Genomic DNA, 24251 nt, shown 5'->3' on the forward strand with positions numbered 1-24251 from the left:
GAGTCGCAGCGACCTCGGAACCGGCGGTTTCCAAGGCTCCCGAGACCTCCGCCCGCCAGGATGGTGAGCGGGAGATTTCAAAACGCCCGGCTGGGAGAGTTCCAGCCGGGCGTCTTGGGTGGCGGGTGCGGAAGGGGCGACGGGACGCCCCGTCGACCCTTCACGCAACCCCTTTTTCTACTGTTGGCGGTGCCTCAGTGGTCAGGCAGGCTGGGAATTCAAGAGCCCGTGGATCCAGCCCCCGACTTCTACGAGCGTCTGCCCGGTGATGTGGTGCCCTCCGGGGTCGCGCCGGGCCTGTGCGCTGGCTGCAGAGTCCGTGAGCAGGTATTGCCAGGTGCGGTCCAGCAGTTCCCGGGGAATGACTTTGTCCTGATCGCCCTGAGCGACGAAGACGGGAAGGCCCGCCAACCGGGCAGGAGTGACGGGGACCCCGGCCTCGAACGGCAAGGTGCCGTACAGTATGGCCGCACCGGAAAAACGTTGGGGGTCTGCCAGTATCAGCCCGCCCGCGAATGCCGCGCCGCCGCTGAACCCGACGAGTATCACCTGCCGGCCGGCCGGGGCTGCGGCATCAAGCCAGGTCCGGAACCACACCATGGAGTCAGCCAGCGACTCCGCAATCGGGCGGCCGATGCCACGGTTGGCGAACCATGCGTAGCCGCCACCCTCGGCGATGGGCGCCCGTACCGCGGCGTAGGCGGGGCCGGTCGGCAGCTGGTCGGCGAGGGAAATGATCTCACGCTCGCTTGAGCCGCGTCCATGCAACAGCACCACCAGTGGCGCCGCCGGATCGGATGAGCCGGCGGTTGACACCACATGGGATGGCTCTTCCGCGGCCGTTGGCTGATCGGGGACTCGCATGATGGCTCCTGCTCGGGTCGTTGTACTAGAGGCTTGTTGAAGCTTCAAGCATCATTGGCGGTCGGATATTCCCAGATCAACTCGTGGGATCAGAAAGGCGCCACAACAGGTAGAGCTGCTGCCGTTGTGAAAGTCACGCTTGCCCGGACGTTTCCGGCATCCGGGCAAGGACGGGGAATACCGAAAGCGCCACCGCGGCCACCAGTGCGCCGGGGAGGAGTGTCCACCCTGTTGCCTGGGTGAGCAGGGTCGCCAGGTATGGTGCCAGCCCGCCGAAAACGGCTGTCGCGGCCGTGGCACCCAACGCCAGCCCCGTGAGCCGGCCGGCAGGGTGGAACTGTTCGGTGGCCGCAGATGCGGCTACCGCGGTAATGCCGCCGGCCGTGCAGGCCAAGACGACGGCCCCGCAAAGTGCGGCCCCTACTGAATTGAAGGACATCAGGGCGAACATGGGTACCGGCAGGGCGATGGCCAGGGCGCACAACCACAGCAGCGTCGTCCGCCGTCCCATCCTGTCTGAGATCGCGCTCGCGTGCGGCGCCACCGCGATCACCGAGACGGAGGCTGTGGTGGACAGCCACAAGGAGCTGCCTTCCGGGAAGCCGGAGACCGACGTCAGGTAGGTTGGCACGTAGATGATGCCTACGTAGTAGGTGATCGAGGCCAACGCGGAAATAGCGAATGTCCTGTAGAGGCCGGCCCGCTGGGTGCGAAGGATGAACCGCAGAGGTTCGCGTACCGGGCCCGTTGCCTGCTGTCGGGCAAACACGGGGGTCTCGCCCAGCCTTGTCCGGGCCGCCAGCGTTGCCACGGCCAAAAGCGCACCGACTGCAAAAGGAATACGCCAGCCCCAGTCATCCAGTGCCGCCCGGTCCAGCATCGTCGTCGTGATGGCAGATACCGCGACGGCCAGCAGGACCCCAACCTCGCTCGCCATGGACGCCAGGGCCGTTACCAGGCCGCGGCGTCCGGGCCGTGCCCCTTCAAGAAGATAAGTACTCACTGCCGGATATTCGCCGCCCACGGAGAACGCCATGACGCACCGCAGAGCAAGGAACGCCCCACCGGCCACCGCGCCTGCCTGCTCATGAGTGGGGAGCAGCGCCGTCCCGAGCATGGCCGCCGCCATGAGGGCCATACTCACCAGGAGAACGGGCCGTCGCCCGAGCCGGTCTCCCAACCGCCCGAACAGCAGGGCACCCACCGGCCGAAGCAGGTACGACACCGCGAAGATGGCCAGCGTGGCGAGCAGCGAATCCGGGCCGCCGCCAAAGACTACCCGGGACAGGGCCGTTGCCATGAAGAGATACAGGGTGAAGTCGTACCACTCGACGATGGTGGAAAGGGCGGCGACGACGATGGAGGCCTTCGGCAGTGCGTCAGGGCGTTGGGGCGGCAGCAGATCGGTTGCCGGCCGGTTTGCCGGGTACACAGGGGGACGGCCTGAAAGGGCAAGAAATGGCATAGGTTTGTTCCTGGGTTTGGGGCATGGGAGAACCCGGCCCCGCGAAGTGAGGGCCGTAACGGTTCTCAGGCTTTAGGTGGTGACGACGAGTTTGCCGCTGGTGCGGCTTTCCTCCATGTCGGTGTGGGCTTCGACGATGTCATCGAGGGTGTAGACCTTGCCGATGGGGACGGTTGCGGTGCCGTCGCTGACGGCCTGCAGGAACTCCTGAAGCATATTGCGGGGAAGGTCGGCGGCTCCGCCTGTGTAGGAGGTGAGCCGGACACCGCGGGGAATGTAGTCGATGGGATAGAAATCCGGGATGGTCCACTGGTTTGAGAGCATGCCGGTGAAGCAGACGACGCCGTGGACCCGGGTGGCGTGCAATGTGTCGCGCAGCGTCGGGGTGCCGACGAGTTCGAGGGCGGCGTCCACGCCGTCGGGAATAATGCGGCGCACGGCGGCGGCCAGGTTCCCGTCGTCGATCAGGACATGGTCGACGCCGATCGAGGCCAGGGCTTCCTGTTTGGCCGCGTTGCGGGTTGACGCGAGGACGGTGAGTCCGGCGCGTTTGGCAAGGATGGCGGCGGCCATGCCGACGGACGACGTTCCGCCGCGGATGAGCAGGCTCTGGCCGGGCTGGATGTCCAGGCCGATGGTGAGGGAGCCATATGCGGTCTGGAGCATCTCCGGGACGGCGCCGATGATGGGCCAGGGCAGGTCCGATTCGAACGGAATGACCTGGCGTGCCGGCACGCACGTGTACTCGGCGTAGCCGCCGTCGAAGACGCGGCCCATGCCGCCCATGAGCGTGACGACCTTTTGCCCGGCGCCGAATTCGCCGCCGGGGGAGTGCACCACCTCCCCGGCTGCTTCGATCCCGGGCACGCGCGGAAAGGTGACGCCTTCGGCCAGGCCCAGGCGGGTATGCAGCTCTGAGCGGTTGAGCCCGAAGGCCCGGACCCGGATGAGCACCTGGCCGGGCCCGGGTTCGGGGATTGGCCTATCTTGTATGACCAGAGCCTCAGCCGGCCCGGGGCCGTCCAGCACAACTGCCCGCATGGTGCCGGCGCTCACTGCCCGGCCACCTTGGAGTCCAGCGCAGGTCGATGCGCACTGCGCACACGTGCCAGGAGTTCGAGCAGGGTGCTGGCCTCCTGCGTGGTCAGGGCCGGGGTGAACCAGCGGGCAAGTTCTGCCTCGACCACCTGGCGGGCCTGGTCAACCACCGCGGCCCCGGCCGGTGTGAGTTCCAGCAGGGAGGAACGCCGGTCGCCCGGGTTCATCTTCCGCGAGCAGAACCCCGCCGCCTCAACACGGTCGATGAGCTTGCTGGCGCCGCCCACCGTAATGGACAGCGCCGACGCAATATCGAACACCCTGCACGCGCCGACGGTAGCAACAACAACCATCGCCTCGTACCTGCCGAGGGGAACGCCGCATTCATCGCGCAGGCGGGCATCAACCGCGTCCCACAACTCCGTTTCGAGCCGGGTCAGCGCACTGAACAGCGGATAGAAGGCAGCGGGGTCGTCTCTGGAGTCCATGGCACGATGCTAGCAGATACATTCCACGGAAGATACTTCCTTGTTTTCTACTTTCGTCGATGGGATCAGAGAGCGGGATCGACCAGCAGCTTCATCTTCTGGCCGGCCCGGAGCTTCTCGAACCCTTCCTGGACCACTCCACTGAGGGGGATGTCCTCAACCCACCCTGTCGTCTTGTAGTGACCTTTGGCCATGAGGTCGATCACCGCTGAATAGTCGGCCCCGGTGTAGCAGATGGTCCCTTGGATGCGCCGCTCCCTCAGCACAAGGTTGATGAGCGGCGTCGGGAGGGGCTTTTCATAAATCGCAACGCTGATCAGCGGCCGGCGTTCACCGAGGCATTCGAGGGCTGAGTGGACGGCAGGTGCAACCCCGGCGGCGTCGAAGGCCGCGTCAACGCCGTCGCCGTTGGTCCGGTCGGCGATGAGCGCGGTCACGTCCTGGCTGGTTGGATCCAGCGTGCGTGCGCCGAGTGTCTCAATGGACTTTCGGCGGGTCTCCGACGGTTCAACGACGTCGATTTCGGTCAGTCCCATCCCGCGGAGGGCAAACCAGATGCCGATGCCGATAGGCCCGGCGCCGTAAATCAGCGCGCGGCTCTGGTCATTGACTTCGCCCATGGTCGCGGCGTGATACGCGACGGACATCGGCTCCACCAGTGCACCCATTTCGAGCGAGACATTGTCGGGGAGTTTGTGCACCTGATTGCTTGGCACCACTGTGTACTCTGCCATTCCGCCGTCGGCCATCAGCCCATGGAATCCGATCACGTTACACAGGTTGTAATGCCCGCTCTTGCACGGGCGGCACACACCGCAGCGGTAAATGGGCTCGACCGTGACCCGGTCACCCTCGCGGACATCGGTGACGTTCTTACCGACTTCCGTCACCACTCCGGAGAATTCATGGCCCAGAGTCAGGGGCAGGCATTGGCCGGTGAGGGGGTGCGGGTCGGTCGGAGGAATGAAGATCGGGCCATCGTAGTACTCATGGAGGTCGGTACCGCAGATTCCGTTCCGGCTGACCTTGATCTTCACCTGGCCTTCCGCGGGGGAAGGTTCCTGAACGTCCCGGATCTCAAGTTTGTTCTTGCCGTAGTAGACCGCTGCGCGCATGGCGCCTCCTAGTTGTATGTGGGCATCAGATGATGCGGATGAGAATCTCGTTTGCGAACTCGCGGGACGGATTAGGCCGGCGTCAGTGCCTTGCTGTCGGTCATGAAATTGGGGTACTTGTTCGAGGCCTCCTCGGCGAGGATGGAGCGGTACTGCTTGATGCCGCCGAGGTAGAACATCACCGTCCGCTTCTTGCCCGGGATGTTCGCCCCGAAAATCCACGAAGCGGCCTGGGGGAAGAGGGTCTGATGGGCGATATCCGAGCAGGTCTCTGTCCAGTCAGCCTCAGTGTCGGCCTTGGCTTCGATCCAGCCGGTACCGGAGCTCGACGCATGGCCGATAGTTTCGCTGATCCACTCGACCTGAGCCTCGATCGAGGGCGGAAGGTTGGTGAAGGGGCCGTTGGGGCCGAGGATCATGAACATGTTCGGGAAGCCACTGGTTGCCATGCCGAGATAGCTGGTCGGGCCGCCGGCCCAATGTTCCTTCAGCGTTTCGCCGTCCCGGCCACGAATATTGACGCGGACGTAGTTGCCGTCCACAGCGTCGAAGCCGGTAGCGCAGATGAGTACGTCAAGTTCGTGCAGGGTTCCGTCAGCCGTGACGATGCCTTGCTCCGTCACCTGCTCGATCGGGTTCTCTTTGACATTCACGAGGGAGACGTTTGGGCGGTTGAACGTTTCGTAATAACCCGAATCGCAAAGCGGCCTGCGGGCGTAGAGGTCCGTCGGCGTCAGTTTTCGGCGGGTCTCAGGGTCCTTCACGATATCGGCGATCTTCCGGCGGATGAACTTGGCCGCCTCTTCGTTGGCTTCCGGGTCAGTGGCGATATCAGAGAAGGTCTCGAACATGAAGCGGAACCCTCCGCCTTCCTCCCAGGTCTGCTGGTAGATGCGTTCGCGCTCTTCCGGGCTGACGCTGAAGGTCGGAACGGCGCTCTCTACGAAGCCCATGGCGACGGACGAGTTCCGGACCTGATCCCAGTTGGCCTCAAAGTTGTCCCGGTGCCCCTGCTGTTCCTGCGACGTAAGTTCGCGGTTGCCGGCAGGCACGCTGTACTGCGGGGTGCGCTGGAACGAGGTCAAGTGAGCAGCGACGGGTGCGGTGGCCGTGATCACCTGGTTGCCGGTGGAACCATTGCCGATCACACCTACACGCTTGCCAGCCAGATCCAGGTCCTCGGGCCAGGCGCCGGTGTGCACCAGGCGGCCCTGGAAGGATTCCATCCCGGGGAATTTGGGGAGGTTTGTCGCGGAGAGCAGGCCGAGACCCGTGACGAGGAACCGGGACTGGAACGTGACACCCGTGTCGGTCCGCACTGTCCAGATGCCGGTGGTCTCGTCGAATTCAGCGTCAGTCATGCCGGTTTCGAGTTGAATGTGTTCACGGAGGCTGTACCGGTCCACGACGCCGTTCAAGTACGCCAGAATCTGGCGCTGGGGCACATATTTGGTGTTCCATGGGGTCTGCTGGTAGAGCTCGCGATCGAACGAGTACTGGTAGACGAAGCTCTCCGAGTCCGAGAGGGCGCCGGGATACTTGTTCCAGTACCAGGTCCCGCCTACGCCCCCTGCGCGGTCAATGGCGACGGCGTTGAGACCGAGTTCGTTGCGCAGCTTGTGCAGCATGTAGATGCCACCGAAGCCTGCTCCGACGACGAGTGCGTCGAGCTGGTAGATCTTCTCGGGGACGGCGTTGTCCATGATGTCATTTCCTCCGACTAATTGGGCTCTGTGAGATAATTCACTTTGTAGTTACTAGTCTGTGGTGGCACAACAAGGACGCGGTGTCTCGATTTGGGACACTTCCGTTCGACCCGAGAATCCGGGATTGATACCCTCTCAGCACCAATCGCGAGTGCTGACGAGTGTTGATTGGCCGACATCCGGGCTGGCGGACGACATTGCAAAGGGGCAGATATGTCCGATCCGGTGCGGGAAGCGCGGGAGCAGCTGATTCGCGTTGGCCTCACAGGACCCTATGGGGCCAACGATGCAGTGCCGGACCTGATCGTGCGCAGTTGGCGACGGTCGCTCAGCAGCGCCGTCGAAAGCTCGGTCCCGTCTCAACGTTTTCAAGACGTGGATACGGACTCTCTGCTGTGCCGGGCTGCAGTTCCTGTGCTCGATCGTTGGCAACACCAGCTCGCTGACACTGGGACCACACTCTTCCTCAGCGACCGGGGCGGCAGCATCGTTGCCCGGCGAACGAGTGACAACAGTGAGCGACGGCGCCTCGACAGCATGCACGCGGCGGAGGGCTTCGACTACTCCGAGGAATCCATTGGCACGAACGGCTTGGGCACGTCCATGGTCGAGAAGCGCCCGGTTTTCGTCAAGGGGAGCCAGCACTACAATGACGCCTTGACCGCCCTGGCGTGTGCGGCTGCGCCCGTCTATACACCGGCCGGTCTGGTCGTTGGCTCAGTCTCGCTGGGCGGCCCACTCGAGGCTGCCAGCCCGATCATGCTGTCGCTGACGCGGGAGATCAGCCAGCAGATTGAGGAGAGATTCCGGGCGTCCTCCCGGCCCCAGGATCTCGCACTTGCGATGTCCTTTATGCGTTTCAGCAGCTCACAGCGTCCTACGGTGGTGATGGATCGAGAGTCCATCCTGGCTAACACGCCGGGCCTGCCCTACGTCAGTGTCGCGTCGCATGTCATGCTCTGGGAAGTGCTCAAATCTCACGACTGGTCATCCAGCAATACACTGCGTCGTGAATTGGAGGCCACCTCCATTGAGGTCACGGCCCGGAGGGTGGTGGATGGGCCGCGTGAGCACTACGTGGTGCACTTCTCCGATCTGAGTAACGCGTCCGACAACCCGTCTGGGCTGGCCTTGCCTTCTGGGGCACGGCTCGAGGGCAAAGGCGCGCCGGCGCCGAGCAAGACTGCCCCGGCCGTTGTCTTGGTAGATGGACCGCGTGGTTCTGGACGCGCGACAGTCGCCGGGAGGCGGCGTACGGAGTGGGGAAGTACGGCGCGTTGTGAAGTATTTGTCCTGTCCGCCGGGGCCGCTACTCCGTGGAGGGCCATCGAGGAGCTCCTGGCAGGCGGTACCGACGTGCTGATCCGGCGGATCGAGGACCTCGCCGAAAACGAAGTTGCGGATTTGGCCGCTGTCGTCGAGCGGCACCGGCAAGCCAGGTCCGATGGGCAGCGCGCAAGCAGCCTTCTACTGACGTCCTCGCGAGATGATGCTGCGCCAGCCGTTCGGGCTTTTGTTGACACCACCGGAACCGAGGAGCGTACCGATGCACTGGCCCGGACCCCCGAAAGGATCCCCGGCCTGGTCAAGGCTATCCTCAACGTGGTTGACCCGGAATCGCGGCACACCATCTCGCCGGCTGCCCTGCAGTCCATGGTCCAGTGGAACTGGCCCGGCAACATCGCCGAACTTGCCGACACTGTGGCCGCCCTGATTGGGGATGCGAAAGGCTCGGTCATCGAACGTCGGCATTTGCCGAAACATCTGCAGCAGGCGCCCCCGCGACGTCACATGAGCATGATGGAGACGGCGGAGCGCGGGGCCATCATCAGGGCACTCGACGCGGCCGGGGGTAACAAATCGGAGGCCGCAGCCCTGCTGGGTATGGGGAGGTCCACACTGTATCGGCGGCTGCGCCAGCTTGGCCTCGATACGGGCGAAGGGTCGATCTGATTCCGATGGCCGCGGCATGCATCAGGCCCCGGTGTCGCCGTCGAGGCTGATGACTTCTTCCAGCACAGCCTGTAGAGCCGGACTTGCATCGTTGCGGCGCCATGCTGCCCTGAGGTCGACATCGGCGGTGGAGTCCTCGAGGGGAATGAACACAACATGCGGATCTGTCGCATTCCGCGCGACAGACGCCAATGTTAGATGGCACCCGACTTCGGCGCTTACCAGCGCCAGCGCGGTCTGCGTGTCAGGGGCCACCTGAACGATGTCGGCGACAAAACCGTTGGCATGGGCCAGTCGCCGAAGCCGATCTGGCAGGACCGCGCCCTCGAAAGGCGTCAGCGATATGAAGGCCTCAGTGGCAAGCCGCCCCATTGCGATCCGGCGTGAGCCGGCAAGCGGGTGGGTGTCGGGCATTGCCACCACGAGTGAGTCCGGCATGACCACACGGGAGGACACCTCTGCCGGGATGACATCCCACCGTCCCAGGGCGATGTCTGTCTCCCCTTGCACCAGTTTTTTCATAGCGGGCTGGGCGAAATTCTGGCTGGACAGCTCCAGCTGAATCCTTGGCCTGTTGGATTTCACCTGCCTGGCGAGTCGGGCCACCAGCTGGTGGGTAGAGACGCCAGCAAAAGCAATTCGCACCATTCCGGCCTCGCCGTTGTCGGCGGACCGGACGGCCTCCTCGGCTCGGCGAAGGGCCTCGAAAACCTCGGTGGCAGGGGCGACCAGCGCCTGCCCACTGGACGTGAGCTTCACGGAACGGGTGTTGCGGTCCAGCAGGCGCGTTCCGAGTTCAGTTTCGAGCTGTTTGATGATCCTGCTTAGGGGCGGCTGGGTCATGTTTAGGCGTTCGGCCGCCCGCCCGAAATGGAGTTCCTGTGCCACTGCAAGGAAAGCCCTCAGCTGGCCAACGTCCATGTTCTGCTCACTCTTCTCGTTCTCCCCACCCTCTTCATTATTGAGTAAAAAGGTATCACCGGAATCCTATTGGCGCGTCGGAACTGCAACAATTGTTGCTGCTCGACGTGGGGCTGGCTTTCAGTTCAAGTTTTGGGAGACCGGCCGAGCGGGCAACCTGGCGGTGTGCAAGGTTTGAACACTTCGGTCTTCAGCGAGGAAGCGTCTTGCAGGATGAGGAAGTGCCGCAATCGCGGGACATCCCTCGGCTCACCGACGAGCTGATGGGTGATTACAGAAGAACGCCGGGAGGCAGACGGTGCGCGGCTGACTGGTGGCGCTGTGAAAGGGGCAAGGCTCCGGCCTTCGCCTTGCCGGCGCAGGCAGCCCCAACGCGGCCCGGTCGGTCTCGGCACCCCTGCTCTAAGTACTCCCACTAGAGCTATAGGAGACAACATGTCACGTCGTGTAGAGGATCGCAGCATCCTTATTACAGGTGCCGGCAGCGGTATGGGCCGCGTAATCGCCCTCGCGCTGGCAGGCGAGGGAGCCAACATCACGCTCCTCGATCTAAACCTCGACGCAGCTAAAAGTGTCAAGGACGAGATCACCGCCGCCGGCGGTAGAGCCGTCGCCGTTTCCGGTAACGTCGTCAATCGGGCCGACGTCGCGATGGCCGTCAAAACCAGCGTGGAGTCGTTCGGCCGGCTGGACTGCATGTTCGCCATCGCGGGCATTATCAAGCCGACGCACTTCCTCGAGACCACCGAAGAGAACTTCCGCAGCACGCTCGACGTGAACGCCTTGGGAACCCTTATCTGCCAGCAGGAGGCCGCCTTGCAGATGATCAAGCAGGGCGACGGCGGCAAGCTAATCGTCACGTCCTCCATCGCAGGCCGTCAGGGCTACCCGAACTTCGCGTCCTACTGCGCGAGCAAGTTCGCGGTGACCGCTCTGAACCAGTCAGCCGCCCACGCACTGGCGAAGCACAAGATCACATCCAATGCCTTTGCCCCCGGTGTCGTGGACACCCCGCTCTGGAAGAAGCTGGACCTGGACCTCATGGACATGGGCGATTCATCCCGCCCTGGCGAGGCCTTCGAGTCGTTTTCCGGAGCGAACCTGATCGGTCGCAAAGGTGTCCCGGAGGACGTGGTGGGCACGGCGCTCTTCCTCGCTTCCTCGGACTCCGATTACATGACAGGCCAGACCATCATGATCGACGGCGGCATGGTCCTCGTGTAACCAACTGAGCGGGCTGCCACCCGATGGGCCCGGGTTCATGAGCCCCTTAGACCAGGGCACGGCAAGCCGCTCATCATTGGCCAACACGGTGCCCGTGGCCCGGTCGCATTTGCCCGCCGCGACCGGGCCACGGCCGGCGGTCGGCACAGCCCAGCCCAGCCGCCGCATTCAGCACGGCGGATCCCGAGATGCCCGCGACAACCGCGGGAACCATGGATGGCGGGATCCTAGGGACGTGTCACGCGGGGGGAAAGTCCATCTGCGCGCGCTCCGGATAGGGGAATGTCGCTCTACTCGAAGCCCTCAGGCAGCAGGTCGTGAGGCCGGATGCGGCTCGCCTGGTTCAGGCTCGAAGCCCTCGCCCCCAGATTGGGGCCCCGGGACCGACGACAGCGTCACCGGGGCGGTCTCAAAATCCTCAGCGCCGGGGTCGGCGGGCCATGCTTAAGGCCATCCAAAGGTCTGTCGCCGGGTCATTGCAATGACCCGGCGACGCCCCCTGCAGAATCGGAGGCGCCGCCGGAATCAACTGCCCGAGGTCAGTGACGTTCTCAGGCGACAGCCAGGTGCGGACGGCGCCTCTGCAAGGATGCCCTATAGGCGACCGCCTTCGAGATGGCGAATTCCAAGAGGATCACGACCAGAAGGAGGACGCCCGTGAACAGTTCGGTCACGAAGGCCTTGACCCCGATGGAAGACATTCCCGCAGCAAGGACCGCGGTGATGGCGATGCCGAACGCGACGTTGATCATGCCGCCGCGCCCTCCAGTGAGGCTGACTCCGCCGATGAGAACTGCCGCCAGCGCCAGAAGGAGCATGTTTGCCAGACCATCCGGCGTCGCAGACCCGCCCCGGAAGGACGACAGCGCCCCGGCCAGGGCGCCGCATCCACCGGAAATGGCAAAGGCGAGCACCAGACGCGACCTGAGCTTGACTCCCGAGGCGACGGCTTCCTGCCGGGCTCCGCCGATCGATGAGATCTCGCGGCCCCACCGTGTCCGCGACAGGAAGATGCCCAGAACGGCGAGCACGGCGATCGTTGTGAGCGACAGAGGCGTGAAGACCCAGATCCGGACCATGAGCGCATCGCTCAGCTTGTAGTCGGTGAGGGTGACCGGGACGCCGTCGGTAGCCAACCAGGTGGCGCCGCGGAGCAGGATCAGCGTTCCAACCGTGAACACGAGCGAGCTGATACCCAGCCGTGCAATCACCCAGCCTTGGAGCGAGCCGAGCAGCACTCCCACGACTGTGGCGATGAGGATGCTCGCTATCAGGCCGAGGCCTCCGAGTTGCACGGCGATCGCCCCTGCAAATGCGGCCATGGAGGCGACGGAAAGATCGAACTCGCCGGCGATCATCGTCACCGCCAGTCCGGCCGCGATGACACCGAGCGGGATGAGTCGTTCGAGCGACGAGAACAGGGCAGCTTCCCCGCGAAAGCCGGGTGAGACCATCACCATGATGCCGACGACCAGCAGGAGGACGACTATTTGGAGCGAGTACTTAAGGAAGAATTCCTTGGCTGCGTTCATCGGGTACTGACCTTTCTGAGAACGTGAAGAGCTACCACGAGCACCACGACGATGCCTCCAACGAGGAAGACACGCCAGCCGTTGTCGAGGCCGTGCAGGAGCATGATATTTCCCAGGGCCACGATAAGCAGCGCACCGAGCGCGGACCGGGTGGGGGATCCTTCGCCGCCTGATACGGCGGTTCCGCCGACCAGAACCGCCGCGATGACGTCCATGGTGAGTCCGGCGAGGTCGTTGGCCTGCATCTGATGCAGCTGTGAGGCGTTCAGGGCGCCGGCGACTCCGAGGCCAACCCCAAACGCGATGAAGGCCCAGATAGTGGTGGCCTGGGGAGAGATGCCGCTGTTCCTGGCGGTGGCGCGGTTGGCGCCCAGGAGGTGGATGTTGCGTCCGATCAGGGTGTGTTCGGTGAGGAACCACGCAACGGCCGTGAAGAGCACGAAGATGTAGACAGGCAGCGGGATTTCCAGGAAGTTCCACGTTGCCAGCCACGCCACGTCCACACTGCCCGCGGTTACCACGGCGCCCTTGGTAGCGATCGCCACCAGGCCATAGATGACCGAGCCCACGGCGAGGGTGGTGATGACGGGGTTGAGTCCGGCGCCGACGATGAGGCCCTGCATGATCCCCAACGTCACCGATACCGCGACGGCGGCGCCGAGCCCAGCCAGCGCCGATCCGGTCAGGCCTGACACCGCAAGGAACACAATGCCGGCAAGAACGGTGGAGGACGCGATGCCGAGTGAGAAAAAATTGCCGGAAATCGTGATCGCAGTCATCGAGACAGCGATGATTCCGACGATGGAGGTATTGATCAGGATCGCTCGAATATTCGCAAAGGTGGCGAAATCGGGCGTGCTGATGGCGGACGCGATGAACACCGCCGCCAGGAGAAGCGGGAGCGTGTGGCTGTTGACGAAGCGGACGACGCTGCCTCTGGTTGGCCGGGCGGTGAAGTCGGCGGCAATGCTTGCTGTACTAGTCATGATTCGCATCCTCACGGTGCATTACTTCGCGGACGAGGGCGGATTCGGTCCACTCGCCTGCGGGTCGGATAGATGTTTGTTCGCCGCGGAAGTAAGTGGCGATCGTGTCGGAGAGGCCCAGGATTTCGTTGGTGTCCGAGGAGCTGACGATCACGCCTACCCCCGAGTCGCTGAGTCGCCGAAGCTGGGCGTAGATATCGGCACGCGCGCCGATATCCACGCCGCGGGTGGGCTCCTCAACCAGCAGGACGCGCGGATTAATTCCGAGCCATTTGCCCAGGGCCACCTTTTGCTGGTTCCCGCCCGAAAGCGTCCCCACGTTCGAGTTCATGCGTTTGACGTCGATGGCGAAGTGCGAGGCGTAGCGGTTTGTCTCGTCGACTTCCTGCCGGGCGCTGACGAACCCTACGGCGGACAGCCGGTGCAGCCAGGGCGACGACAGGTTCCGGCGGATCGGGACTCTCGCGAAGATACCGTCCTTCTTCCGGTCCGCGGAGCAGTAGGCAACGCCGGCCGAGATTCCGTTCTGCCTGCCGCGGGTGTTAAGCGGCTGGCTGTCCAGGAGAACCTCCCCGGAGACGATCTCGCCGACGCCGGCAAGTGCCTCCATCAGCTCCGCCGTTCCCGAGCCGAGCTGCCCGGTCAGGCCCAGGATCTCACCGCGCCGGAGCGTCAGGTTGATCTCGGAACGGAGCTCGGGAATCCGGAGCCCGCGTGTCTCCAGCACGACTTCACCGACCGCCGCGGATTTGCCCGGATAGAGGTGGCCCAGCTCCCGGCCGATCATCTTCGCGACGATCGTCTCAACATCGAGCTCTTTGACCTCTAGAGGGGCCTCGCTCTTACCGTTGCGGAAAACGGTGACGCGGTCAGCAATCTCGAAAACCTCGCCCAGCCTGTGGGTGACATAGACGACGCTCCGCCCCTCCGACGCGAGACGCTTGACGGCATCGAGTACGCGGACGATCTCAGCGTCCGAGAGGGCTGCAGTCGGTTCGTCGAAGATGATGACCTTGGCGTCCCTGGCCAGCACGCGCGCGATCTCAAGAAGTTGCATCTCCGCAACGGAGAGTTCCTCGACCGGTGTGGAAGGGTTCAGCCCGGCAAGCCCGACGCGCTCAAGGATCGCGACGGCGTTGTCGTTCAGTCTGCGGGGGCTCCACCACCAGGGCGTGCCCTGCTGGCCGAGCACGAGGTTCTGGGCCACGGTCATGGTTCCGACCGTGCTGAACTCTTGCTGGACGACGGCGATCCCGGCCGCCTGTGACAGCGAGACGCTGGAGATATTTGTCGGGGTTCCATCGATCTCGATGGAACCCTTGTCGGGTGAGACGAGGCCAGAGATGACCTTGACGATGGTGCTTTTGCCGGCGCCGTTCTCACCCAAGAGGGCCATGACCTCGCCGGCCCGGAGTTCGAAACGCACGTCCGAGAGGGCGTTCACTGCCCCGTAAGACTTGAAGATGCCGTTCGCCTCAAGGCGAAGGGGAGTGCTTCCAGTCATTCGTTTCTCCTAGGTTTGCAATGTGTGGCGCACAGGGCGCGCATCAGATGGCTGCGGAGCCTCGGACAGCTCCGGTGGTGAGAGGTATCCGAGGCTCCGCGGTTGGGGTGAACTCCAGTTGAGGGGTCCTATTTGCCCATCAGCTTGTCGAACGAGAGGCCCCAGATGTCGAAGGAGGCATTGTTCTCGGCCGTCACTTGGGGATTCATCATGTATGTGGCCGTGTGCGGGGCTTCGACCTTGAGTTCAGGCTTGGTCGCCGACGATTCGATAGTGACGTCGCCGGACTGCACCTGGCCGGTGGCGATGTACTGCGCGGCGGTCCGGACCACGAGGGCTCCCTCGATCACCGGGGACTGCAGGGTGGCGGACCAGATCTTGCCGCTGCGCAGGTTGGTCATGTCGCCAGAGGAGGTTCCGGTGATCAGAATGACGTCCTTACCCGGCTTCAGCCCGTTCTGCTCCAGCGCCTGCACCACACCGTTTGCCACGTCGTTACTGTGTGCGTAGACGATGTCGATGCCCTGTCCGAGGAAGCGGGGGATGACCTGGCTGGCTGCCTTGAAGCCGCCCTGCGCGTCAACGGTCGGGGTGGGTTCGACGGCGAGCATGTTGAAAGCGCCCGGAGTGGCTTCCGCGAAGGCTTTCTCACGGTCATCACCGGCTGCGTACCCGGCGGTGAACCGGATCTCCACGACGTTGGGCTTGCCGCCGGGGCCGTGGAACTTGACCCCTTCGGCCTTGAGCTTCTCGACTGCGGCGAGCGCGTTGGCTCCGGCTTCCTTGCCGATGCCTGTGTCCGAGACCCCCGAGTAGGCGGTCACGTACTTTGACGCTTCCGGCGTGACCAGGTTATTGAACTGGATCACAGGTGCCTGCGCGGAAAGGAGGCGAATCGAGTTCGTTGCGGCGGCGGCGCCAGCCGGCCACATCAGTACCGCGGCTGCCCGCTCACCGGTGGCAAGCCATTCCTGGACTTGCTGGTCCTGCTCGGTCTGGTCCCAGTTGTTCTCGACGATGTTGACGGTGTAGTTCAGGGCTTTCGCCTCGTCCTTGATGGACTGCGAGGCGGCGGCCAGATAGACGTTCGAGGTCGACGGCATGAAGACTTTGAGGAGAGCGCCGCCTCCATCCGTCGTGCCGGTGCCTTTGCCGTGGGACGCGGCCGGGGCGCCCGGGGCGGCGCTGCTGCTGCTGGTGCTGCATGCAGCGGTAGAGGTGAGAAGGCCGGTAGCGAGGACCGCAACGGCGATCTTTCGCCATGCGCGGGCATACGAAAAATGCATGTGTCTATGCTCCTTTGAATAGAGTGGGTGAGGGGGTTGAATGCCAGGAATAACGCAGTGCGTCAGGATTTTCCTCATCGGCGGTTCGTGGAGATGCTCCACGGAATCAGGTGCGGCCGAGCCGGACCCGTTCCTGACCTGGTCGCAGGACAAACCCGAGTTCTAGGATTCTTGCGCGGATTAGCACCTGAATCCGTGCCCTGTACAGAACTTGAACATTGGTCCGTGAGTCAGACTCGCCGATTCCATCAGTCCTTTAGCCGGTTCCTTCGTTCGGGCGCCAAGGAGGGCTGCCGACCGTGGGGTCCGGGCCGCTCAACTCCGCTGCCCACCCGCCGGGGTGGGGCTTTAGCAAAGTGTTGGTGGGTCAAAGTGTTCAATTTTTGAACAATTTGCCCGTGGAGCCGAACCCGATTGTGGGTTATGTCACACTTGAAGGGTGCCGCTCATGACGTCGACAGGGGACAGTCAAATTGACCGGCACCAGTTCAGCTTGTGAAGCGGAGTTTCTCGCGCCCGGCTGGACGATTCCATCACACGCAATGACGCGGAGGAACAACAAGATGTCGAATTCGGCCGAGGAGCAGTTGTCTCTCTTGAAGGTAGCGCGAAGAGCCATCTCCTCGACGCAGGAGGCACTTGAAGGGACTACGACCTGGCTGGCCCTTACTGACGCCGATGGAAGGGTGACCTACGAATGGGCAGCTGCTCCGAGCCTGCGTCGGCATCTGGCGCGCGCAGATGTAACGGAGGGCGCCGACCTCGCCCAGGGTTCTGCGGGCACGAATGGAGTCGGTGTCGCGCTTGCGACCCGCGCTTCCACCATTGTTCAAGGCACCGACCACCTGGATGAGCGCATGCACAACCTCGTCTGCGCAGCGAGTCCGGTCCTGCACCCAATTACGCGAAAACTTCTCGGCGCCGTTAACGTTACGTGCCTTGCCGGCGAGCCGAACCCGCATCTGAAGATTGCGCTCAACATGCTGCTGACCGGCATTCAGGATTCGCTGACCCGCCTGTCCCGCGCCCGCCATCAGCGGCTTCTTGATGCCCATTTGCGGGTGAAAGCGGGAACGGGCGCGGCCGTCATTACACTGGACCGTTACACCATGATCGCCGAGGATGGTCTCGGCGGCCTATCGTTTGACCGGGAACAGCTGTGGCATTATGTCGAAGAGGCAGGGCCCTTCACCAAGGAGTTTGTCCTGCCCACCGGCGTTCGTGCGCAGATCGTGCCCGTGATGCCTCCCAGGACTGCGGAGGGCTGTTCATTGGTGCTCAGCCGTCTGAGTGTCGCAAGCCTTGCTGGATCGCACGTGAAAGGTTCCAACGCCGGGCCCCGGACGGTAGTCCTGCCCGAGCTGAGCCAGCTGGAGCTGGCCGAGCGGGAGATCATCGCATCGGTGCTAAGGGAGTGCCGCGGAAACAAATCGGACGCTGCAGAGCAACTTCGCATCGCACGCGGGACGCTCTACGAGAGAATCCGTCGATACGGACTGTAGGGTCCGACCGCCAGTTGCACGCCCTGATCGCCGGCCGGCAGCCCGCGCCTAACTCCGTGTCAGGAATGTGCTCGATTTCCACAGCCCAGTCCCCCATGCGAAAGCACGGCCACCCTGTTGGATGGCCGTGCTTTCTTAGTGCAGCAGTTCCCTATGGAGGGGGTGCCGGAACTGTACCGAACCCTGCCGGCGTCGGTTTCGTCAGGAGAAGGCTGAGATGCCGGTGATCTCACGGCCCAGGATCAGGGATTGGATGGAATCCGTCCCTTCATAGGTATGGACCACTTCCATGTCGGTCAGGTGGCGAGCCACGTGGTGTTCCAGCAGGATCCCGTTCCCGCCAAACATGTCACGCGCATCCCGGCACAGCGTCCGCGCCTTGTCCCCGGTGAACATCTTGGCCAGGGAAGCCTGTTCGTTGCTGAGCCGGCCCTCGTCCTGAAGTGCCGCGGTACGGAAGCAGATCAGCTGCATGGCCGTGAGGTCCGCAAGCATGTTGGCAAGCTTGTTCTGCACCAGCTGGTAGCTGGCAATCGGCTTGCCGAACTGCACGCGTTCCCGGGCGTACTGGACCGCCATCTCATAGGCGGCGGTGGCGTGGCCCAGCGATTCCCAAGCCACAGTGCTGCGGGTGGTGTTGAGCACCGCTCCGACGTCGCGGAAGGACTTCGACTTGGCCAGCAGGTTTCCGGCGGGGATCCGCAGACCGTCGATCTCGATCTGTGCCTGCTGGATCGCCCGTTTGGCCATCTTTCCTGTGATGGCCTCGGCACTGTATCCGGCGGGGTAGCCGCCGTCGTCGTTCTTTTCCAGGACGAAGGCCTTCACCTTTTGGTCGGTTGTGTCGCGGGCCCAAATGATAACGAGGTCCGCCACGTGGCCCAGCCCGATCCAGCGTTTGGATCCGTTGATGACGTAGTGCTCGCCGTCGAGCCGGGCGGAGGTTTCCAGGGCCACGGAGTCGGAGCCGTGGTCCGGTTCGGTCAGCGCGAACGCGCCGAGCTTTTCCAGTTTCGCCATCGGCACCAGCCAGCGCTGCTTCTGCTCGTCGCTGCCGAGGAGGTTGATGGTGCCCATCGCCAGCCCGGAGTGGACGGCGTTAAAGGTGTTGATGCTGCCGTCACCTCGCGAGAGTTCCATCGCGACGAGGCCGGTCTGCAGCCGGGTCAGCCCGGGGCAACCATAGCCCTGGATGGCTGTGCCGATGATTCCCAGCCCTGCGAATTTTGGCACCAACTGATACGGGAAGTCCGCCTTCTCCCAGTATTCGTTGATGATGGGCTTGACGTCCTTTTCGACGAAGGACCGGACGCTGGCGATCAGCGCACGGTCGGTGTCATTGAGGTAGTCGTCCAGTGCGTAGAAGTCGGAATTGACGGAAACGTCCGTTGCGGTGGTCATCAGTGCTCCTCGTGGGATCGGGTGGGAGTGCCGGCAAAGACGCCGGCGAATTGGTTGTCGTCGTCGCCGAGCCAGGCGCGCACCAGCTCCGCGCCGCTGTCGAGATCGGGCGGCGTGAGGTCGTAGCTGACCGGGGTCTTGGACAGCCGGATGGGGTTGCGCACCCCGGGCTGAGCACTCTTTCCGTGCCCCACGGTCACGACAGGCTCCAGCCCGATTCGTTCGGCGAATTCGATCCCGGCACGCAGATCCTGGATCGGTGCGCAGGGGAGCTTCGCTTCGGTAAATATGTCGAACCACTCCGAAGCGGTCCGGGCCGAGAGGCACTCCACCAGGAGCGGCCGCAGTTCGGTGCGGTTGGCGCTGCGGAGCGGAGCCTTTTCGAAACTCGGATCTGTGGCAAGCGCCGGCCGGCCGATCGCGGCGCAGAAGGTGCGGAACTGGGAGTCGTTGCCGATCGCGATCACCAGCTTCCCGTCGCCGGTGTCGAAAGGCTCGTAAGGGTAGATGCTCGGATGTTCGTTTCCCAGCCGGACGGGAACGGTCCCGCCCAGCACCACGGCGGCCGTCTGGTTCACCATGCCGGAGAGGGCAGAAGACATCAGGTTCATTTCCACCAGCTGGCCTTCTCCGATGCGATCCCGGTGCCGGAGTGCGGCGAGGATACCGATGCAGGCGTGAAGTCCGGTGATTACGTCGAACACCGCAACTCCGGAACGGAAGGGCCCGGTGTCCGGCGCCCCGGTGAGGTCCATCAGTCCGGACAGCGCCTGGATGAGTAGATCGTAGCCTGGGAGCTGGGCACCCCCGGCCGTCCCGAAGCCCGTGATCGAGGCGTAGACAACTTCCTTGTTGGTAGCCGCGACTGTGTCGTAGTCCAGGCCGTAGCGCACCAAGTCTCCCGGCTTGAAGTTTTCGACGACGACGTCGGCCCGTTCCGCGATGCGCTGCGCCGTCCGGCGGTCGTCCGGATCGCGGAGATCGAGCTTGATGGAGGTCTTGTTGCGGTTGATCGACAGGAAATACGTTGAGTCATCGCCGCGGGTGGGCGGTTTCCATGCCCGGGTCTCGTCCCCGGCCGGGCTCTCAATCTTGATCACAGTTGCCCCGAGATCTGCCAAGAGCATAGTGCAGTACGGTCCGGCCAGCACCCTGCCGAAATCGGCGATCACGATGCCGCTGAGAGGGCCGCCTGCACTGCGGCCGAATGCCGACGTCTCAAGGGCGGCGGAGTGTTGGCTGTCCATCAAAAAGCTCCTTGCATAGGGTTCTCTCCCTCAACCATGACCGACCGCATTGCTATCCGTCCAATACTTATTGATGGCCTTTTTGTTGCACCAGGTGCAATAATCACTTGCATGGAGATCCAACAGATCCGCGCCTTCCTGGCGGTGGCAGAAGAGCTGCACTTTGGCCGCGCGGCGGAGAAGCTGCACATGGCCCAGCCTCCGGTCAGCCGCAGCATCCAGCAGCTGGAACGGGAGCTGGGAACCCGTCTGTTCGACCGGAGTACCCGCAGCGTCAAGCTGACCGGCGCCGGAGAGGCGTTCATCGGGCCGGCAACGGACATCATTGATGCCACCCGCCGGGCGAGCATCGCGGTCCGCGCGGCAGACAAAGGAGAAGTCGGGCGCGTCCGGGTCGCCTATGCCGGCGCCTCCACCCATACCCTGGTGGGCCGGCTCGCCAGAGAGGTCCGGCGCGACCACCCGGGCATCCAGATCGAGCTCTTCAGCCAGAACTTTGCCCAACCTGCCATGGACCGTGTGGTCAGTGGCGACGTGGACATCGCCCTCGGTCGTTGGGACTACATTGCTGCCGGGATTGAAACGCGCCTGCTTGCAGCGGAGGACCTCGTGGTCGCCGTCCCCGCGAGCCACCGCCTGGCCGGCGCCGGTGAAGCCCGGATGGCTGACTTCCGCGGCGACACCTTCGTTTCACTGCCGCCTCATGCCGGGGCGGTGCTGAACGACAGGCTCCGGCGACTAACACACGCCGCCGGGTTCGAGCTGGACATCGTTCAGGTCGTCCCGGATTCCTGGACTGCTCTCTCACTGGTCGGGGCGGAGGTAGGCTGCACGCTCACGCTGTCCTCGGTGGCCGACGCGGTCACGGACCCCCACGTGCGTTTCGTGAAGGTTATGGACAAAACGATTCCGGTGGAGCTGCGGATGGCCTGGCGCCGGGACCATTCCAGCCCTGCCCTGCGGGCGGTACTGGAGCTGGCCGAGCGGATCCTGCCCGGCGCCGGCTGACACGAACCCGGATGACGGGCGCCAGACTAAGGCGGCGTCATGACGGTTGTCTTTGACCCGGTCAGGGGGCCATGAACTCCGGCGTCTCGATGCCCAGGGCACGGAGTCTCCGGTAAAGGGTGGTTCGGCCCATCCCCAGGGCTTCCGCAGCGACAGAGCGGTTCCCCCCGCTTTGTTCCAGGGCGGCAACGATCGCGTCGCGCTCCAGGGATTCGAGTTTGGACAGGGTGCGCCTGCCAGTGTTCCTGAAATGTTCCGGGAGGTCATTGGCCTGCAGCACGCGACCGGGATGGGCGCGCCCCAGCGACTCGAGGGTGGCGCGCAGTTCTGCGACGTTGCCCGGCCACCGCCAGCGCATGAGCCCCTGCAGCGCGACCGCAGAGAGCGTGGATCTGTCGGCAGGCGCGGCCGCATCCAGGAAATGCGCAGCCAGCACGGGGATACGTTCCTTGGTTTCGGACAGAGTCGGCACAGTCACACGCGCAGCGATTTGTGAGACGACGTCCGAGACGAAGTCCGGGCACGCCTCGGGATTCATGGTCAGAACCAGCCGGGCCGGAGAAGGAGCTGCCCGGTCTTGGCCTGCCGGAGGGTGCTCCGGCTGCTGGCGCACCGCCGCGTCCAGAGCCTTGAGCCTGTTCAACTCGCTCCGGGGCAGATCCTCAAGATGCCGCAGGATAACGCTTCGACCGTCTGCGATGGCTTCGCGGGCGGCCTGGAACCAGCTGGCATCCTTTTCTTCCGGAAGGAGGCAGGCATCGAGGATCAACGGACCCGGACCGGAGTCCTGTCCGTTGAGCCAGGCGAGCGTGTGATGAAGCTTGCCGGAGCCGCCCTGCCCGCACACGGCGATCGCCCCGGGTCCCTGGCCCGCCCGGTCAAAGGCACTGCGCACAACGTGCGGAAACGCAGCCCCTACACCCGAAGAGTCGGTGCCGGGCAAATCGGCATCGACCTTCCGTGGAATGCTCGCGGCATCAGGTATGCGTGAGAGCTCCAACGCGAAGGCAGAACTCCCGCCGGAATCGTCGATCCGCTGGACGGTGGCGTCCACATTCAGGGACGGTATCTCGATGGTTTGTTTGGCGCCGGTCCATTCGAGACCGCGCAGCTGCTCCCACAGTGTGGTGTGCAGTTCACTGCTCATGACCGCCAGACCGGAAATGTTGGTCATCACAGCCTGGGCATCGAGCATGATGACCGGGGCTCTGGAGGAGCTCAGCCGCAGCTGCGACATCCCCAAGGCGAGTCCCGTTGCGCTGCCGAGGTCGAGCAAACGCCGTTCGATCTGGCTGCTCGCTTCCCGGGACATGGCCAGCATGAGCGGGTTGTCCAAACCGGTGTCGCAGGCGAAGGAAATGGAACCTATCACGCGGCGCGTAACGGGGTGCATGATCGGCGCCCCTGCACAGGCCAGCGGGGACAGTGCCTCGTTGAAATGCTCCGCTCCCCGGACAAACACGGCCTGGCGTCCTTCGATGGGCGTGCCGAGCCCGTTGGTCCCGACCGAGCGCTCCGAAAAATTGAACCCTTCCGCGGCATAGGCCTCGTCGAAACGGTTGCCGTGTGCCTTGTCGCCGAGCCTGCGGGCAATAATCTGGCCGGACTGGTCACTGAGGAACAAAGAGATGCCCATACCGCTGAGGCTTTGCAGCCAGTGGTCCATCACACTCTTGGCCGCACGGATCAGGATCCCGTCCGGATCGAAATCATTGACGAACAGAAACGCCTCGGGCCGCGCCGAAGCCTCCACGCCGATCGAGCGGCGCCAGCTGTGTTCGATGTCCGGGGAGACGATTTCCGCCAGCTGTGTCCCATCCCGGAGGCCCCGGCGGATGAGGTGTTCCCGGGCAGCGCGAAGGGCATCGTCGGGAACGTTGCGCGGGTTTTGCATGGCTGGTCAGCCCTGGGCACCGTCTGCCGCGCGCAGCACCACACGTCCGGGGACGCCGCCCTGCGTGAGCTTGTCCAGGTTCTCGCCCACAGATCCGGCGGAGAGCTCGGCGTCGATGATCGGAATGTGGGGAATCGCATCCTGCTTGGCCAAGGCGACGAGCTGGTTCAGCTCCTCGGGGTTGCCCACAAAGCTGCCTCGGATCGTGAGCATCTTAAGGGCCATGAGTGCGGTCGGGACCGTCAGTTCGCCGCCGAAGAGCCCTACCTGAACCAGTTGGCCACCCTTGCGCAGGGAGTCGAAGGCTACGGGTGCCGTTTGGCTGTTGTTCACGAAGTCGATGACGGCTGTTACCGGGCCTCCGTTTGCGCCGATGATCTTGGCGCTGAGACCTTGATCGGTGGATTGAACAGTTGTGCTGGCGCCGACCTCACGGGCCAGCTGGAGATTCCGCTCCGAAATGTCGACGGCGCAGATGGCCTGGTGCCCCAGCGCGCTGAGGGTAGCGATGGCGGTGAGCCCGACTCCGCCGGCGCCAATCACCACAACAGGTTCGTCCGGCCCCAGCGGGAGGACTTTGTTCACTGCGCTGAAGGCCGTCAGGCCCGAGCACGCCAGCGTCGCCGCCCAGCTGAGGTCCAGGCCCTCGATGTCCACGAGGTACTTTTCGGCGCGGACCAGGATCTGCTCGGCGTAGCCGCCGTGCTCCGTGACTCCAAGGTTGCGTCCGTTGGCGCAGACGTTGTCGCGGCCGGCCAGGCAATCCCGGCACGTGCCGCAGCCAATCCAGGGATAGACCAGCCTGATGTCCCCGGGTTTGGTCCCGTGCACAAGGTCCCCGACTTTCTCGACGACACCGACGACTTCGTGCCCCATGACCAGCGGGTAAGTGACGCCCCGGTCCACGAGCTTCAACGCTCCCCGGCTGCCCAGGTCGTACGAACCCTCACGAAGGTGGGTGTCCGTGTGGCACACGCCCGAGCGGATCACCCTCAAGAGGACTTCGGTTCCTGTCGGCACCGGGTCCGGCAGTTCGATGTCCTGGATCTCGGGGCTGTCTTGGAAAACGGCAAAAGCGTGCATGGTGACCTCGCATCGTTGCGCTGACTGTATTCAT

The 24251-nt window shown here is 63.9% G+C and carries 19 protein-coding genes; 4 read left to right on the forward strand and 15 right to left on the reverse strand.

Translation table 11 applies throughout. The features are described from left to right. Positions 1 to 201: 201 nt before the first annotated feature. The 6 genes from CXQ91_RS21160 to CXQ91_RS21185 all read right to left on the reverse strand — a co-directional run bounded on the left by CXQ91_RS21160 (position 202) and on the right by CXQ91_RS21185 (position 6673). Positions 202 to 864, reverse strand: coding sequence for an alpha/beta hydrolase (locus CXQ91_RS21160; protein WP_104175850.1), 663 nt, complete (start codon positions 862 to 864; stop codon positions 202 to 204). 133 nt (positions 865 to 997) lie between these two features. Next, positions 998 to 2329 (reverse strand): MFS transporter, encoded by a 1332-nt coding sequence (locus CXQ91_RS21165; RefSeq protein WP_104175851.1) that lies wholly within the window; start codon positions 2327 to 2329, stop codon positions 998 to 1000. Between the two features lie 72 nt (positions 2330 to 2401). Further along, complete coding sequence (locus CXQ91_RS21170) at positions 2402 to 3385, reverse strand: zinc-binding alcohol dehydrogenase family protein (RefSeq protein WP_258074200.1); 984 nt, start codon at positions 3383 to 3385, stop codon at positions 2402 to 2404. After that, the gene (locus tag CXQ91_RS21175) at positions 3382 to 3855 is read right to left on the reverse strand and encodes a MarR family winged helix-turn-helix transcriptional regulator (protein WP_104175852.1); all 474 of its coding nucleotides are present in this window, start codon (positions 3853 to 3855) and stop codon (positions 3382 to 3384) included. Before CXQ91_RS21175 ends, CXQ91_RS21170 begins: the two co-directional genes overlap by 4 nt. Before the next feature lie 65 nt (positions 3856 to 3920). Continuing rightward, the gene (locus CXQ91_RS21180; protein WP_104175853.1) at positions 3921 to 4970 is read right to left on the reverse strand and encodes a 2,3-butanediol dehydrogenase; all 1050 of its coding nucleotides are present in this window, start codon (positions 4968 to 4970) and stop codon (positions 3921 to 3923) included. Between the two features lie 71 nt (positions 4971 to 5041). Beyond that, positions 5042 to 6673 carry an NAD(P)/FAD-dependent oxidoreductase gene (locus CXQ91_RS21185; protein WP_104175854.1) on the reverse strand — a complete coding sequence of 544 codons (1632 nt, stop codon included), beginning with the start codon at positions 6671 to 6673 and terminating at the stop codon, positions 5042 to 5044. A gap of 216 nt (positions 6674 to 6889) precedes the next feature. Between CXQ91_RS21185 and CXQ91_RS21190 the strand changes: the two genes are divergently transcribed. Further along, positions 6890 to 8629: a helix-turn-helix domain-containing protein gene (locus CXQ91_RS21190; RefSeq protein WP_104175855.1), complete on the forward strand. Its 1740-nt coding sequence runs from the start codon at positions 6890 to 6892 to the stop codon at positions 8627 to 8629. A 21-nt stretch (positions 8630 to 8650) separates the two neighbouring features. Here CXQ91_RS21190 and CXQ91_RS21195 read toward each other — a convergent pair whose 3' ends face one another. After that, a complete protein-coding gene (locus CXQ91_RS21195) occupies positions 8651 to 9550 on the reverse strand; it encodes a LysR substrate-binding domain-containing protein (protein ID WP_024366080.1) in 900 nt (299 codons plus the stop codon). Between the two features lie 435 nt (positions 9551 to 9985). Between CXQ91_RS21195 and CXQ91_RS21200 the strand changes: the two genes are divergently transcribed. Continuing rightward, a complete protein-coding gene (locus CXQ91_RS21200) occupies positions 9986 to 10774 on the forward strand; it encodes an SDR family oxidoreductase (RefSeq protein ID WP_104175856.1) in 789 nt (262 codons plus the stop codon). 551 nt (positions 10775 to 11325) lie between these two features. Here the strand turns inward: CXQ91_RS21200 and CXQ91_RS21205 are convergent. The 4 genes from CXQ91_RS21205 to CXQ91_RS21220 form a co-directional block, all read right to left on the reverse strand. Further along, positions 11326 to 12306, reverse strand: a complete 981-nt coding sequence (locus CXQ91_RS21205) for an ABC transporter permease (protein WP_104175857.1) — start codon at positions 12304 to 12306, stop codon at positions 11326 to 11328. Beyond that, a complete protein-coding gene (locus CXQ91_RS21210) occupies positions 12303 to 13292 on the reverse strand; it encodes an ABC transporter permease (RefSeq protein ID WP_181038991.1) in 990 nt (329 codons plus the stop codon). The genes CXQ91_RS21205 and CXQ91_RS21210 overlap by 4 nt, the downstream gene beginning before the upstream one ends. Further along, the gene (locus tag CXQ91_RS21215; protein WP_104175859.1) at positions 13285 to 14796 is read right to left on the reverse strand and encodes a sugar ABC transporter ATP-binding protein; all 1512 of its coding nucleotides are present in this window, start codon (positions 14794 to 14796) and stop codon (positions 13285 to 13287) included. Before CXQ91_RS21215 ends, CXQ91_RS21210 begins: the two co-directional genes overlap by 8 nt. 128 nt (positions 14797 to 14924) lie before the next feature. After that, positions 14925 to 16082, reverse strand: coding sequence for a sugar ABC transporter substrate-binding protein (locus CXQ91_RS21220; RefSeq protein WP_181038992.1), 1158 nt, complete (start codon positions 16080 to 16082; stop codon positions 14925 to 14927). 473 nt (positions 16083 to 16555) lie between these two features. Here CXQ91_RS21220 and CXQ91_RS21225 point away from each other — a divergent pair, with 473 nt between their 5' ends. Then, positions 16556 to 17584: a helix-turn-helix domain-containing protein gene (locus CXQ91_RS21225; protein ID WP_146072405.1), complete on the forward strand. Its 1029-nt coding sequence runs from the start codon at positions 16556 to 16558 to the stop codon at positions 17582 to 17584. 201 nt (positions 17585 to 17785) lie between these two features. On the opposite strand, the gene CXQ91_RS21230 is transcribed toward CXQ91_RS21225, so the two are convergent. Together CXQ91_RS21230 and CXQ91_RS21235 are read right to left on the reverse strand one after the other, a co-directional pair. After that, on the reverse strand, positions 17786 to 18985 hold the full coding sequence (locus CXQ91_RS21230) for an acyl-CoA dehydrogenase family protein (RefSeq protein ID WP_104175861.1): 1200 nt from the start codon (positions 18983 to 18985) through the stop codon (positions 17786 to 17788). After that, complete coding sequence (locus CXQ91_RS21235) at positions 18985 to 20232, reverse strand: CaiB/BaiF CoA-transferase family protein (RefSeq protein WP_104175862.1); 1248 nt, start codon at positions 20230 to 20232, stop codon at positions 18985 to 18987. The genes CXQ91_RS21230 and CXQ91_RS21235 overlap by 1 nt, the downstream gene beginning before the upstream one ends. 111 nt (positions 20233 to 20343) lie before the next feature. Here CXQ91_RS21235 and CXQ91_RS21240 point away from each other — a divergent pair, with 111 nt between their 5' ends. Beyond that, a complete protein-coding gene (locus CXQ91_RS21240) occupies positions 20344 to 21240 on the forward strand; it encodes a LysR family transcriptional regulator (RefSeq protein WP_104175863.1) in 897 nt (298 codons plus the stop codon). A 61-nt stretch (positions 21241 to 21301) separates the two neighbouring features. On the opposite strand, the gene CXQ91_RS21245 is transcribed toward CXQ91_RS21240, so the two are convergent. Both CXQ91_RS21245 and CXQ91_RS21250 read right to left on the reverse strand, forming a co-directional pair. Continuing rightward, on the reverse strand, positions 21302 to 23134 hold the full coding sequence (locus tag CXQ91_RS21245) for a sigma-54-dependent Fis family transcriptional regulator (protein WP_104175864.1): 1833 nt from the start codon (positions 23132 to 23134) through the stop codon (positions 21302 to 21304). 6 nt (positions 23135 to 23140) lie between these two features. Continuing rightward, positions 23141 to 24217 carry an alcohol dehydrogenase gene (locus CXQ91_RS21250; protein ID WP_104175865.1) on the reverse strand — a complete coding sequence of 359 codons (1077 nt, stop codon included), beginning with the start codon at positions 24215 to 24217 and terminating at the stop codon, positions 23141 to 23143. Positions 24218 to 24251: the final 34 nt, after the last annotated feature.

It is taken from the genome of Arthrobacter sp. Y81, assembly GCF_002929335.1.
Classification (GTDB): Bacteria; Actinomycetota; Actinomycetes; order Actinomycetales; family Micrococcaceae; genus Arthrobacter.